This window comes from Roseospira navarrensis (genome assembly GCF_009601025.1).
In the GTDB taxonomy this organism is placed as follows: domain Bacteria; phylum Pseudomonadota; class Alphaproteobacteria; order Rhodospirillales; family Rhodospirillaceae; genus Rhodospira; species Rhodospira navarrensis.
Window position 1 is genome coordinate 25,584 of the sequence record NZ_WIVE01000039.1, and the last position, 13,531, is coordinate 39,114.

8 protein-coding genes are annotated in these 13,531 nt (G+C 71.9%); 5 read left to right on the forward strand and 3 right to left on the reverse strand.

The window, feature by feature from the left end; translation table 11 throughout:
* Positions 1 to 28 precede the first annotated feature (28 nt).
* The gene (locus GHC57_RS12480) at positions 29 to 1,792 is read left to right on the forward strand and encodes a YoaK family protein (protein WP_153344713.1); all 1,764 of its coding nucleotides are present in this window, start codon (positions 29 to 31) and stop codon (positions 1,790 to 1,792) included.
* Between the two features lie 18 nt (positions 1,793 to 1,810).
* On the opposite strand, the gene rph is transcribed toward GHC57_RS12480, so the two are convergent.
* Positions 1,811 to 2,539: a ribonuclease PH gene (rph, locus tag GHC57_RS12485; RefSeq protein ID WP_153344715.1), complete on the reverse strand. Its 729-nt coding sequence runs from the start codon at positions 2,537 to 2,539 to the stop codon at positions 1,811 to 1,813.
* A 254-nt stretch (positions 2,540 to 2,793) separates the two neighbouring features.
* Between rph and GHC57_RS12490 the strand changes: the two genes are divergently transcribed.
* The 4 genes from GHC57_RS12490 (at position 2,794) to GHC57_RS12505 (ending at position 7,895) form a co-directional block, all read left to right on the forward strand.
* Complete coding sequence (locus GHC57_RS12490; protein WP_153344717.1) at positions 2,794 to 3,738, forward strand: DUF58 domain-containing protein; 945 nt, start codon at positions 2,794 to 2,796, stop codon at positions 3,736 to 3,738.
* Between the two features lie 41 nt (positions 3,739 to 3,779).
* Positions 3,780 to 6,539 (forward strand): DUF4159 domain-containing protein, encoded by a 2,760-nt coding sequence (locus tag GHC57_RS12495; RefSeq protein WP_153344719.1) that lies wholly within the window; start codon positions 3,780 to 3,782, stop codon positions 6,537 to 6,539.
* 302 nt (positions 6,540 to 6,841) lie between these two features.
* Entirely contained in the window at positions 6,842 to 7,396 is a 555-nt protein-coding gene (locus GHC57_RS12500) for a dihydrofolate reductase family protein (protein WP_153344721.1), read from the forward strand.
* An 88-nt stretch (positions 7,397 to 7,484) separates the two neighbouring features.
* Positions 7,485 to 7,895 carry a hypothetical protein gene (locus GHC57_RS12505; protein ID WP_153344723.1) on the forward strand — a complete coding sequence of 137 codons (411 nt, stop codon included), beginning with the start codon at positions 7,485 to 7,487 and terminating at the stop codon, positions 7,893 to 7,895.
* A gap of 168 nt (positions 7,896 to 8,063) precedes the next feature.
* Here the strand turns inward: GHC57_RS12505 and GHC57_RS12510 are convergent, their stop codons facing one another.
* Both GHC57_RS12510 and GHC57_RS12515 read right to left on the reverse strand, forming a co-directional pair.
* On the reverse strand, positions 8,064 to 8,648 hold the full coding sequence (locus tag GHC57_RS12510; protein WP_153344725.1) for a GAD-like domain-containing protein: 585 nt from the start codon (positions 8,646 to 8,648) through the stop codon (positions 8,064 to 8,066).
* A 55-nt stretch (positions 8,649 to 8,703) separates the two neighbouring features.
* The coding region (locus tag GHC57_RS12515; protein WP_153344727.1) for an eCIS core domain-containing protein at positions 8,704 to 13,531 on the reverse strand (4,828 nt) is incomplete at its 5' end.

Here is a 13,531-nt window from a genome sequence, read left to right on the forward strand (position 1 = left end):
CATGAGACCAAAACGTAAAAGCGGGTGCATGGTTGGGCTGCTGGTCGTGATCCTGCTGGGGATCGTCGCGGCCATCTGGCCGGAGATGGTGCTGCTGGGGTTCGCTCTCGGCCCGCTGGGCATGGCGTGGTTTGCCGCCTGGGGCCTGCTGCCGGTCATCGCCTTCTATGTGGCCATCATCCTCGCGGGGGCTCTGGTGTCGTGGCCGCTCGGCCGCTTGCGCTGGGGGATCGGGGTGCTGGCGGCGCTGGCGGTCGCCTTCGGCGTGCCGTGGTCCGCCAACCAGCAGACGGACCGCGCGGTCGCGGCCTGGACGGCCGGCGATGTCCGCCCTGGTGAGCCGGTGGCGGTGGATGGACCCGTTCTGGTGCGGCTGGCGCCGGTTTTCACCCAGGGACGCAAGCATCCCTGCGGGCCGCTGTGCCAGCGCCTGCTGTACAGCGGCGCGGCGCCGCGTGTCCTGATGCTGCCGCCGGACCGGGAGGACGAGACCGCGCCCGGCTTCTTCATCGAGCGGCGCGAGGCCTGTCCGCCGGTGCCCGGCGCGCTGCCCGCCGTGGCGGCGCGCATCGCGGCCGGGGACTGCCTGGTCGAGGCTCCTACCCCGGTGGATCGGGCGACCCTGGTCTATGAGCGGACGCGGGTGTTCGACCACGACGACGACTGGCGGTCCTGGCCCTGGGCGCAGGCCATCCGCCTGAAGCGCATCGAGATCCGACGCGGCCTCGAGCCTGAGGCGGAGCGCCTGTACCGCCGCACCGCCGTCATCGCCAAACGGCTGAGCACGCCCTTCATGATCCACTTTGGCGGCACAAGCCTGCCCGAAGGCCTCGCCGTGATCCGCCGTGAAACCGCCAATGACACCTTCGACGAAGAGGATGGCTTCCAACGCCCGGACGAACAGGTCTTCGGCGACGCGGTCCGGCTGTCCGCGCCCGAGCCCATGGACCTCAGGGCCACGATCCGCGCCGGCCTGCCCCGGCCTGGGCCGGACAAGACCCACGCCCACGTCCTGATGAACGAGTTTCTGGACTCCCTGTGGCCCGCCGACGCGCCGGCCACGGACGACGATCTCGCCCTGATCGAACTGGCGGTCAACGACGACCGCATGGACAATTTCATGGGTCTGTCGGAGGTCATCCACATGCGCGACCAAGTGCCGCCGTCGCTGGTGCGGGCCATGGCCGACCGGCTGGTGCGGACCCCCGGCGTGGACTATGTGACGCCCCAGATCGCCGACGCCTTCGTGGCCCTGCCGCCGGGCGAAGCGGAGGGGGCGCGCGACCGACTGGAAACCATCGCCCGCGATCCGATGGCCTATCCAAAGGCGGGCCGGGCGCTGTCCCGGCTGGCGGACAGCGGCCCGACGGTCCTTCCGCTGCTGCTGGATGTGCTGGCCGTGGCGCGCGAGGTGCGGGACCGGCCGGTGGAGAGGGTGACGGTCGCGCGCAGCCTGGAGCTCAAGGTTGCGGCCGAAGCGGAACGCGGCGCCATCCTGGCGTTCTGCCGCCTGGGACCCGTCGCGCGACCGGCGGTGGAGGATGTGCTGTGGGCGATGCTGGAGGCGCGTCTCGCCGAGCCCGTCGTCCATCACAACATCGACGCGGCCATTGATGCCCTGCTGTCCATGGGGATCGACCCGGCCGCCCTGGAGGCGCGTTTCGGCGCGTCAGACCGATGGCGGACGGTGAGCGGACGCATTTGGTCCTTCGAGAAAGACCGGCGGGTCGGCCGGCCCTTCTGCGGGCGCGTTCTGCCGCCACCGGAGACAGCCGGGCCGGGCGATCCGTAACCCGGCGCCCGGCGCGGATTATCCCGGCGTCGCGGCCAGGGCCGTGGCCTGGGCCGCGCACAGGTCGGTGATGCCCGCCCGCGCCAGCTCCATCAGCGCCATGAACTCGGCCTGGGCGAAGGGCGTGGTCTCGGCCGTGCCCTGGATCTCCACGATGCCGCCCGAGTCGGTCATCACGAAGTTGGCGTCCGCCTGGGCCCCCGAATCCTCCACATAGTCCAGGTCCAGCACCGGCGTGCCGTCCACCAGACCGCAGGAGATCGCCGCCACCTGGCCGATCAGCGGGATGGTCGAGATCAGGCCGCGCGCCTGCACCCGGCGGAAGGCCAGCGCCAGCGCGACGAAGCCGCCGGTGATGGCGGCGGTGCGGGTGCCGCCGTCGGCCTGGATCACGTCGCAGTCCACGCGCACCTGGACTTCGCCCAGCGCCTCCAGGTCCGTGACCGCGCGCAGGCTGCGTCCGATCAGGCGCTGGATCTCCTGGGTGCGGCCGGACTGCTTGCCGCGCGCGGCCTCGCGGTCGGTGCGGGTGTTGGTGGAGCGCGGCAGCATGCCGTATTCCGCCGTCACCCAGCCCTTGCCGGTGTTGCGCAGCCACGGCGGCACCCGCTCCTCGACGGAGGCGGTGCACAGCACGTGGGTGTCGCCGAAGCGGGCCAGACAGGCGCCCTCGGCGTGCTTGTTGATGCCCACGGTCTCCAGGGTGATGGGGCGGAGCTGGTCGGGGCGGCGGCCTGAGGGTCTCATGGTGGGCGGTGGTCCTTGTCACTGATGGGGGGCGACGCGATGCGGCGGAGGCCCAGACCCGGACGTGTCCGAGTCAGGGCCGAACACAAAAAAACGCGCCGCGCACCCTAGCCCTCTTCGCGCGCCGGCGAAACCGCCCGCGCCGTGAAAATGGCCTCTGCCGCGGTCGTGGGACTCCCCAGGGCACGGGCGCGCAACCACATGCTCTAGGCGATCAGGCGCCGAACGGGCACACAGACAGGGGATCACCGCGCATGGGGCTGCTGAACCGGGGCCGGGCGGGCCCGTTCGGGGCACGGGGCCGGGACGACGCCGCACCGCTGGCCGAGCGCGGCGAGCGGCTGGCGAGCGGTCTGCCGCCGCTGCTGGTGGAGGCCATGCACGTCGCCGCCACCGTGGCGCAGGGCCTGCACGGCCGCCGTCGCGCGGGCACGGGCGAGACCTTCTGGCAGTACCGCCGCTACGAGGCCGGCGACCGCCCCCAGTCCATCGACTGGCGGCGCTCCGCCCGGGCCGACCCGGTGTTCGTGCGTGAACTGGAGTGGGAGGCCGCCCAGACCGTCTGGATGTGGGCCGACGCCTCCGGCTCCATGGACTACGCCAGCGCGAAAACCCTGCCGACAAAGGGTGCGCGCGCGGCGCTGCTGACCCTGGCCCTGGCCGTGATCCTGGATCGGGGCGGCGAACGCTTCGCCCTGCTGGACGCCGACCCGCACCGCCTGCAGCCGCCCGGCAGCGCCCGGCTGGCCCTGCGCCGGCTGGCGGACGCCCTGGAACGCCCGCCGGCGTTGGACGGCTTTCCGCCCGGAAACACCCTGCCGCGCCACGGTCACGTCGTGCTGTTCGGCGACTTTCTGGTCCCGCTGGAGGAGACCGCCGCCCTGGTGCGCGGGCTGGTGGACCGGGGTGCGAAGGGGGTGCTGGTGCAGATCCTGGACCCGGTGGAAGAAGCCTTTCCGTTCCAGGGCCGCATCCGCTTCTCGGGCCTGGAGGCGGAAGGCACCCTGCTGCTGGACCGCGCCGAGGACCTGCGCGCCGCCTATGTGGAGCGCCTGCGCGACCATCGCGCCGGTCTGGAGGCGCTGGTCCGCTCCGCCGACTGGCGCCTGTTGACCCATCACACCGACCAGCCGCCGACGGCGGTCCTGATGACCCTCTATCAGACGCTCGCGGGCGGCCGCCTGCCGCGCGCGTGGTAGCCCACGCCCCCCATCCGCCCCCGTAGGGAGACCACCGCCCCATGCTCAGCCTCGGCCCGCTCGCCCTGACCGCGCCCTGGGTGCTGCTCGCCGCCGCCGCCCTGCCGGCCCTGTGGTGGCTGATGCGGGCCACGCCGCCCGCGCCGCGCCGCCTGGACTTCCCCGCCGTGCGCCTGCTGTTCGGGCTGCGGGCGGATCAGCACGTCTCCGTGAAAACGCCGTGGTGGCTGATCCTGATGCGGATGGTGCTGGCGCTGCTGGTGATCCTGGGCCTGAGCGGTCCCCTGCTGTACCCGGACGCCGCCACCCGGGGCGACGGTCCGCTGGTCCTGGTGGTGGACGACACCTGGGCCGCCGCGCCCACCTGGGACGAGCGGCGGGCCGTGCTGCTGGACCTGACCACGCGGGCCGGGCGCGAGGGCCGGCCGGTCATGTTGGTCCCCACCGCCGCCGTCGCGCCGGGCGCCGCGCCCGCGCCGCCGTCCCTGCTGTCCGCCGAGGATGCGGCCACGGCCCTGCGCACCCTGGAGCCGCGCCCCTGGGACAAGGACCTTGAGGCCGCGCTCTCCCGTCTGGATGGCGTGCTGCCCGATGACGGCGGCGCGGTCTGGATTCATGACGGGCTGCAGGCCCCCGGCACCGACACCCTGGCCGAGCGGCTGCAGCGCCTGGGCCGCCTGGAGATGCGCCGCGCCGGTCCCGGCGACGGCCCCCTGATGCTGCGCCCGCCCGAAGCGGCGGCGGCCGTGCTGGCGGTGACCGTGGCCCGACCGGCGGCGGAGTCCGGCCTTTCCGAACGCACGGTCACGGTCCGGGCGCTGGACGGCGAAGGACGGGTCGCGGCGGCCGCGCCCGTCACTCTGCCCCGGGGCGAGACCGCCCGGCGGGTCGAGCTGGACATCCCGGCCGAACTGGCGCCCGATCTGGTGCGTCTGGACGTGGCCGATCACGCCGGGGCGGGCGCGGTGGTGCTGCTGGACGACCGCTGGCGCCGCCGCCCGGTCGGGCTGGTGTCGGAGGCCCCGGGCGCGCGCGCCCCCGTGCCCCTGCTGGACGAGACGCACTACATCCGTCAGGCGCTGGCCCCGGTCTCCGACCTGCGCGAGGGCGGGCCCGGCGACCTGCTGCAACGCGATCTCTCCGTGCTGCTGATGACCGACGGCGCCCGCCCGGACGATGCGGCGGTGCGCGCCCTGGTCGCCTGGGTGGAGCGCGGCGGCACGCTGGTCCGCTTCGCCGGGCCGCGCCTGGAGCCGCTGGATCCCGCGCTGATGCCGGTGCGGCTGCGTCCGGGTGAGCGCGCCATGGGCGGGTCGCTGTCCTGGAGCGACCCGGCCCGCCTCGCGCCGTTTCCCGACGACGGCCCGTTCGCCGGCCTGACCCCGCCCGCCGATGTCACGGTCAGCCGCCAGGTGCTGGCGGAGCCCGCGCCGGACCTGTCCGCCCGCACCTGGGCGCGGCTGTCCGACGGCACGCCGCTGGTCACGGGCGCGCCGCTGGGCCAGGGCCGGGTGGTGCTGGTGCACGTGACCGCCGATCCGCGCTGGTCCTCGCTGGCGCTGTCCGGGCTGTTCGTGGACATGCTCCAGCGTCTGGTGGAGGGCAGCCGGGGCGTGGTCGGCGCCGAGGGTGCGGCGGCCGAGGGCACGGCTGTCGCCGCCGGGCTGCCGCCCCGGCAGATGCTGGACGGGCTGGGACGCCTGGGCGATCCGGCCCCGGGCACCCGGCCGCTGCCGCCGGCGCTGCTGGAGTCGCCGGTGGTGGACCCGGCCCATCCGCCCGGCCTGTACGGGTCGGACGGCCAGTGGCGCGCCTACAACCTGGGGGCCGCGCTGGGCACGCCCCGTCTGCTCGCGGGCCTGCCCGGCGGGGTGGTGGACGCCGGCCTGGACACCGTGGCGGCCGAGCGCGACCTCAAGCCCCTGCTGCTGACCGCCGCCCTGGTGCTGGCGCTGATCGACCTGATCGTGGGCCTCGCCCTGCGCGGGCTGCTCTCGCCCGAGGGCTGGCGCCCGCGCCCGGGGCGGCGTGCGACGGGGGCGGGCGCGCTGGGGGGCGTGCTGCTGGCGGGCGGACTCGTGCTGCTCACGCCCGGCCCGGCCGCCGCCCAGGATACGCCCATGGACCCGATGGCGCTGGCCGCCGCGCTGGAAACCCGCCTCGCCTGGGTCGAGACCGGCGATCCCGAGGTGGATCGCATCTCGGCCGCCGGCCTGTCGGCACTGACCCGCATCCTCGCGCGACGCACCTCGGCGGAACTGGCCGAGCCCATGGCCGTGGACCTGCGCCGCGATCCGCTGGTGGTGTTCCCGCTGCTCTATTGGCCGGTGACCGCCGGCCAGCCCCCGGTGACGGCGGCCGAGCGGCGGCGGCTCAACACCTATCTGCGCCGGGGCGGCATGATCCTGCTGGATGTGCGCGAGGGCGGCGACCCGGGGCGCACGCTGGAGGGCGTGGATGTGCCCGCCCTGCGTCCGCTGCCCGAGGACCACGTGCTGACCCGCAGCTTCTATCTTCTGGACCGCTTCCCCGGCCGCACGGACGGCGACACGGTGTGGGTCGAGGCCGACCCGGTGACGCACGACAACGTGTCGTCGGTGGTCGTGGGCTATCACGACTGGGCCGGGGCCTGGGCCACGGACGAGGCCGGCCGCGCCCTGTTCGCCACGGTGCCCGGCGGCAACCGACAGCGGGAGATGGCGTACCGCTTCGGCGTGAACCTGGTGCTGTATGCCCTGACCGGGAACTACAAGGGCGATCAGGTCCACCTGCCCGCCATCATGGAGCGCCTGACGAATTGAATGCCTAATTCTCTCCGACCGTTGTCCTGACTCGTCAGGACAACGGCCATACGCCGCTTCGCGGCGCCGGTGCAGTCGCACCGGCCGCCCGGCCCATGGCGTGACTTCATGGGCCGGGCGGGTTGACGGATCGGCGATGACCCGGACCTGTCCCGCGCGTCGCCCTCCCTCGCGGCATCGGGCGAGTCGGTTCGGGCCCCCGCGCCACAGTGGACAAAAAGGTGGGAGATCGGGCCGGAACGCCTTGACGGGGCATCAGGAAAAGGGGTCAATGACCCATCGGCTCCCGCAAGGACGCGTCGATGGTCGCCCCTGTTCGCCTTTATGTCGCCGTCAGCCTCGACGGATTCCTGGCCACGCCCGACGGTAGTGTGGAATGGCTCGCGCCGTTCGACGACCAGGATTTCGGCTACGCCTCGTTCTTTGAACGCGTCGGCCTGCTCATCATGGGCCGGGTGTCCTACGAACAGACGCTGGCCTTCGGCGACTGGCCCTATCAGGGCAAGCCCTGCTACGTCGTCACCAGCACCCCCATGGGCGAGGCCAGGCCGGACGGCGTGGCCCCCTGGACCGGCGATGTGGGCGGGCTGATCCGCCGGGCGCGCGGCCACGACACCGGCGACACCTGGGTGGTGGGCGGGGCCTCCACCATCGGGCTGTTCCTGCGGCACGCGGCGGTGGACCAGATCGACATGTTCGTCATGCCCATCTGGCTGGGGCGCGGGCTGCCGCTGTTCCCGGCCGCGCCGCCGCGCCTGAGCCCGTCCCTGGTGCGGGCCCAGAAGCACGCCAGCGGCGTGGTTCAACTGACCTACCGGACCCGAAAGCCCCTGATGGCGGGCATGGAAATCGAGTGATCCGAGCCGCCGCGGCGAAGCCGCGGAGCCGCGCGCCCTGGGTCGGAAGACCCGACTTTATCGCCGATCAGGATAAGGACCCCTCGCCATGGATTTCGTCCTGACCAGCGGCGATCAGGCCGTGTTCAATCCCGGGTTCGCGCCGGCCATCGTGGTCGCCCCGGCCGGCGTGCTGACCGGCAGCGGCAGCGCGACCGTGTCCGGCCTGCCGGTCTGCGTGCAGGGCGACGAGGTCAGCGTGGTGGTCACCGCCGCCTATACCACGCCCACGTTTCCCCAGCCGGGGGCGGGCATCCTGACCATCACGGGGCTTGCGCCCGATCAGGTCGCCACGATGTCCACGTCCGGGGGCCGGCCCGTTCTATTGAAGGGCAGCACGTTCCAGGCCCGGATGCAGGTGGTCGCGCCGGCGTCCAACCCGTCTTCAGTGGATACGGTGCCGGTCTATTCGGGCGCCGGGACGTTCATCACGAGTAACACCGTCACCCGCGCGGGGTGACAGCGTGTCGTGTGGAGAGCGTCTCCGCATTTTCCGCGTCATCCTGAGCCGCCGGAGGCGGCGAAGGATCTCGGGAAGCGGGGTGACGCGGACGGGCACCATGTCCGTGCCCGAGGTCCTTCGCGCCCGTCGGGCGCTCAGGATGACGATCCGGTTTTTCGGCCGCCCTCACTCAAACGTGATCGCGTCGAACAACTGCACCAGGATGGCCAGGTGCGGCTCCATCTTCACCTTGACCACGTGGTCCAGGTGCCGGGCGCCCCCCAGGGCGAGCGCGGGCTGGAACGCGAACATCTCGTCGGCGGCCAGCGGCCCCGCCCGCAGCACGGCCTGGGCCGCCAGATCGCCATCCAGCGCATCCGCCAGATAGGGCAGATCCAGCAGCAGGTCCAGGAAGTCATCCGGCTCCGCCACCAGATCGACAAAGCGCCCGTAGTGGACGTTGAGCTGTCCGGTGCTGTCCGCGTCGTGGGCCACCAGCAGGTCCCCGAACGCCGAGCGCGCGAACACCAGCGGCCGGGTGTCCGGATCGGCGCACAGATCGGGCAGCCATTCGTCCATCGCCTCGGTGTAATCATCCGGGTTCACCAGCCACAGGCGCCCGTCCGCATAGGCCGCCCACCCCGACTCCCGCCATTCCTCGATGAGGGCGGCGGGCAGGCGCGCGGCGTAGCGCTCGCACACGGCCGGATCGGCCGGACGGGCGGCGGTCGGGGGACCGAAGCGGTCGCGGAACCGGGCAAGGCCGGGCATGGTCTGGGGCTCCTGGGTGATGGGGTCGGGTGGGCTTGTGGGACCGCCGTGCGGATCATCCCGCCTTCAGCTTGACGTTCATATTGGTTTTCGGGTCGCCGTTCTGTTTCAGGAATTGATCCGTGTCCTTGTCGAGTATCCCCACGCGGGTCCGCCATTGCGATCCGATGGAGCTGTTGATGCGCTTCAGCCCCATGCGCTTGATGGCGTCGGGGGAGCCGCCGGCCACCTGATCGGGGTCGTGCAGCGCCACGTTCTCCTTCATGAACTTCGCCGTCCTTTGCTCGGCCAGCTTCAGGGCCTCGTCGGGGATCTGATCGGCCGGGATCCCCTGGGCCTTCAACTCCTTCTTGGCGGCCTTCAGTTCCTCGCCGAGCATCTTCTTCTCGAACTGCTCACGGAACTTGCGTTGTTCCGTGGCCGAGCTTGAGTCACGCCCACCATTATCGAAATCTTTCCGGTTCTTTTTCCAGTCCTCAACCAGAATCGCGTTGATCCCGGCCTCCTGGTCGCGGAGCTGGCGATGGTACTCGTCCTGATACCACGCGCTCTTGTGGCTCTTGTCCAGGAACCGGACGACCGACACGGGCATCGGGCTGACCAGCTTGACCTTCGTCTTGCGTTCGACATGGGTGCCCGGGCTGAGCGCCACCTCCAGGTCGATGTCGTTGTCCCGGGCCACGGCCTCGGCCGTCTTGTCCTGGATGGTGATCCGGATCGTGCCCTTCTTGAGTTGCGGCTGATACTTCGCCTTGAGCGAGGCGGCCAGTTGCCGCGTCTCGGCCAGCGCCTTGGCCGGATCCTCCTGACGGGACGGTTTTTCAAGAGCCTCGACCAGCTTGCGCCGCACGACGGTGGGGCTGAGCTTCTTGTCCTTGCCCTTCCCCTTCCCTTTCTTCTTGCGCAGCTTTTTCAGCAGCTTGTCGGCCAGCGCCTTGAAGCGGCGGAACAGGGCCGTGATCGCCTTCGTCGCCGGCTTGCGGATGGCCTTGAAAATCTTCTGGATCTTGCGGATGGCCCCGGCGATCCCGACCAGCGCGCCGACGAAGCCCAGCACCAGCGGCAACAGGCGGATCAGCACCCCGTTGATGGCCGAGGCCAGCGCCGCCACCTGGCCGTCGAACACCGCCTTGGCCATGCTGGCGATGGTGCCGACCAGCTCGGCGATCTGGGCGGCGTTGTCGCGCAGCCACAGGACCACATCCACGATGGTGGCGACGATGGTGACGACGGTTCCGACCCCGCCGCTGACCAGCCCCGAGACGATCCCCAGCACCTTCTTGATGCCCGCGACCACCAGGCTTTCGGCCAGCGCCTTGCCGATGCCGCCCATCACCTCGTCCTTCATGCGGGCGAACTCGCCCTGAAGGTACTTGAACAGGCCGGACGGGCCCTCGGCCGAGAGAATGTCGAAGATGGCCTTGATCTTCTCGGCCCCGGCCATGCCCTTTTCGATGGCGGCGACCACGGTGCGGCCGAAGACCTTGCGGGCGATGGTCTTGATGTTGGCCACGCCCAGCCCGACCAGATCGAGCAGGAATCCGATCAGGCCCTTGGCGTCGAAGGACGTGGGGACCTGAATACCGCCCGATCCCAGATTGCCGGTCAGCCAGGAGACGACGCCGTTCTTGATGTTCTCGCCGATGTTCTCCATGAACATCGTGAAGCCCTGGACGACGCCGGCCCCCAGATTGCGCAGGAACTTGCCCGGATCGTGGATGATCTTGCGGGCAGCCCCACCGACCACCGCCGAGAGTTGGGCGATCCAGCCGACCACCGCGTCCTTGACCGCGGTGTAGACGTCGGCGGCCTTCTCCAGCAGGTTCTTGTGGGCCTCGCGGATGCGCTGCTCGGCGGCCTGGGCGGCTTCCAGCGCCTTCACGTAGCGCTGGGCGAGGCCCTTGACGAGTGCGCCCTGCTTCTGGTCGATGGTGCTTTCAAGGCTGCGGAACTTGTCGTTGAGCTGTTCGGACTGCTGCTGCTTGAAGTCCTCCAGCTCGCTACCCAGGCCGTCGATGAAGGCCTGGACCTCGGTCTTGCCCGTCTCGACCAGTTTGCGGGCGTCGGCAAGGCCGGTCTCGACGATCTTGGCCACGTCCTCGATGACCAGCCGCATATCGGCGATGAAGACCTTGCGGCCGGCCTCGTAGAAGTCCTTCTGTTCCTTGGGCGGCGGGTCGAACAGCCAGTCCGCGAGGGTCTCCAGCCAGCTCTTCTTGTGACGCTTGGCCTCGGCGTCCATGTCCCGCTCGAACTTCTTGACGGCGGCGTTGGCGCCGGTGTCGAAGGCGGTGTTGACGTCCGTTTCCAGCTTGGTCAGGCGGGTCGTGACCTTGGTCTGCGTGGCCTTGAACAGGGTGTCGATCTTGGCGGATGCGGCGTCGCGCTTGGCCTGGTTCTCGTCCTTGGTCTGAAGCTGGGTGTCGCCGACGGCGCCGAAGCTGGCGTCCCGGTCCGCGAACAGGCCCGTCACACCCTCCCGGCCCTTGGCCGAGGCCCCGGCGCGGGATTTGGCCAGGATGTCCTTTTCCTCGGTCCGGAACTGCTGCGGCGAGGCGGCGGCGGACTCCTCGACCGAATCTTGCATGGACGCCGCGCTCTTCAATTCCGGATCGTCATGCTTGTCCATGAAGTCCCGGGTAACGCACGCCTCCTTGAGGATGTTCTGCGTGCGCACCGTGTCGGCCCGCATGTCGATCTCGGAGTCCGTCCGCTGCGGCGGCATGGCGCGGTCGGCGCGCACGCTGCCCGGCTCCGGTCCCGGCGGCTCGATGGTCAGGGTCCCGGGCTGGCGCGGGGACTGGCCGGGGCCGGGATCGGCCTCCGCCGCCTCCGCCAACGGCCCCTGGCTCTTCTCCTGGGCCGTGCCCACCTCGGTGGTCACCGCCGACTTGACGCCCGCCGCCTTGCCCTGTTTGGCCCACTTCAGGAAGGCATCCATGGTCGCCGGGGCGGTCTTGGCCACCTCGTCCAGCACCTTCTGAACGAACGCCTGCTTGTCGAACGCCGGCGGGTTCTGCGCCTGGGCGTCCATGGTGCCGACCTGATCGGTCTGGCCGTGCAGGCGGTTTTCAGCCTCCGTGACCTCGGCGGCGGCGTTGGCGACGGCGGACTTGTCCGCGCCGTCGCCATGGCGGGCCTGATCGGCGGCCCGGTTTTTCACCCGGCCCTTGGCCTGGCGGAAGGCGGGGTCCTCGGCGGGCGACGCGGGCGAGGGCGCGACCTCCACCTCGGGCACGGGATCGGGCGGCGGGCAGTCCTCGTCCTGGCGCTGGATCCGGTCGCCCTGGGGCCGCAGCGCGTCCCGGCGCTGTTGCAGCAAGTGCGAGAGTTCGTGGGCGAGCAGCCGCAGGCCGCCGCCCGCCTGCGGATCGGTGTCGTTGTCCTGGCGCAAGACGATGTGCTCGCCGCGCGTGAAGGCCCGCGCCCGGAGCGCCCGCGCGAGCTGGTGGGCGCGGGCGTCGTCGTGGAGGCGCACCCGGCCCAGATCGGCGCCCAGGCGCTGTTCCATGAACCGCCGGACGGGGTGCGCCAGCGGACGCCCGCCACCGCCGGTGACGGCCGCCACCTCGCGGGCAAGGCCGGGGGCGAGAGTCCCCCCCGCGCCGCCCGCCTCGGCCTTGCGCTGCACATCGGCGGGCGCGTCGGGTTCGGGCTCGTCGGGCACGGCCTCGGTGCCCGGGGCCTCGTCGATGGGCGGGCGAACCTGCTGAGGGTCGTCGCTGCCCGCCCGGGCGCCTGAGGCCGCATCGGCGCCGGTATCCTGATCCGCCTGGGCCTCGGCGGCCCCGGCATCCACGGCGGCGAGGGCCTCGCTCTCCACCGGCGGGGTCGGGGAAGGCGCGGACGCGCGCACGGGCGGATCCGCGCCCAGCATTCCCCCGGCGGCCTCGCGGTCGGTGGCGGGTCGGGTGCCGGCCTCGGTGGGGGCGGGCGGCGGCGGCGCGACGGCCGGGTCCTCGGCATAGGCGGCACCCGTGGGCAGGGTGAGCGCAAGGCGGGCCTCGTCCAGCGGCGGCAAAGACGGATCGGGCGCGCCGCCCCCAGGCACCCGCTGACGGCGGGCGAACAGGGTCTGCTCGGGCGCGACCCGATGCAGGCTCCACGCCGTTTCCTGGGTCGCGCCGGTCCGGCGCGCCTCCAGCACGAGGCGGTATTCGGGCGTCTCGATGGTCCGGCGCAGGGCGGCGGCCGTCGCCGCGTCCTCGTCGAACACCGCCAGTTCGGCCGCCTGCCGCCCGTCCAGCAGGGTGCGGCGCAGAAGCTCCGTGACGATGGTCAGGATCGCGGGGGGTGCCGCCTCCGGCCCATCCAGACCGAAGCGGGCCAGCAGGGCGTCGAGCGACGGGCGGTCCTGAAGGCCCCGCGCGGCCGCCGTGGCGGTGGCCGCGTGCGTCTCGATCTCCCGCTGGACGCGGTGCAGCCCGCCCTTCTGTTGCAACACGTGGGTGAGTTCGTGGGCGATCAGACGCCGCCCGGCCTCCCCGCCCGGCTGGAACTGCCCGGGGCCGAACACGATGTGCGGGCCGACGGTGAACGCCCGCGCGCGGACGGCGGAGGCCAGCGCGTGCGCCTTCGGCCCGGTGTGGACGCGCACGGACCCGAAGTCGCGACCGAAGCGGGGTTCGAAGAACGAGCGCAGCGGGTCGGGCAGCGGCGCGCCGCCGGAGCGACGCAGCACACCCAGGTCGGACTCGAACCGGCGCGAGACCCGGGCGCGGCGGTGCGTCCGGGCCTGGGTCTGGAGGGGCTCTTCTTCCTCCTCGGCCTCGCGCTGGAGCGGGGCGGTCTGGGCGGCCTCTTCCTCTTCCTGGCGCTGGAGCGGGGCGGTCTGGGCGGCCTCTTCCTCTTCCTCCTGACGCTGGAGCGGGGCGGTCTGGGCC

Coding starts and splice junctions, on each gene's coding strand:
- GHC57_RS12505 (WP_153344723.1), top strand. CDS start 7,485: ATGGATTTCGTCCTGACCAGCGGCGATCAGGCCGTGTTCAATCCCGGG.
- GHC57_RS12500 (WP_153344721.1), top strand. CDS start 6,842: ATGGTCGCCCCTGTTCGCCTTTATGTCGCCGTCAGCCTCGACGGATTC.
- GHC57_RS12495 (WP_153344719.1), top strand. CDS start 3,780: ATGCTCAGCCTCGGCCCGCTCGCCCTGACCGCGCCCTGGGTGCTGCTC.
- GHC57_RS12510 (WP_153344725.1), bottom strand. CDS start 8,648: ATGCCCGGCCTTGCCCGGTTCCGCGACCGCTTCGGTCCCCCGACCGCC.
- rph (WP_153344715.1), bottom strand. CDS start 2,539: ATGAGACCCTCAGGCCGCCGCCCCGACCAGCTCCGCCCCATCACCCTG.
- GHC57_RS12490 (WP_153344717.1), top strand. CDS start 2,794: ATGGGGCTGCTGAACCGGGGCCGGGCGGGCCCGTTCGGGGCACGGGGC.
- GHC57_RS12480 (WP_153344713.1), top strand. CDS start 29: ATGGTTGGGCTGCTGGTCGTGATCCTGCTGGGGATCGTCGCGGCCATC.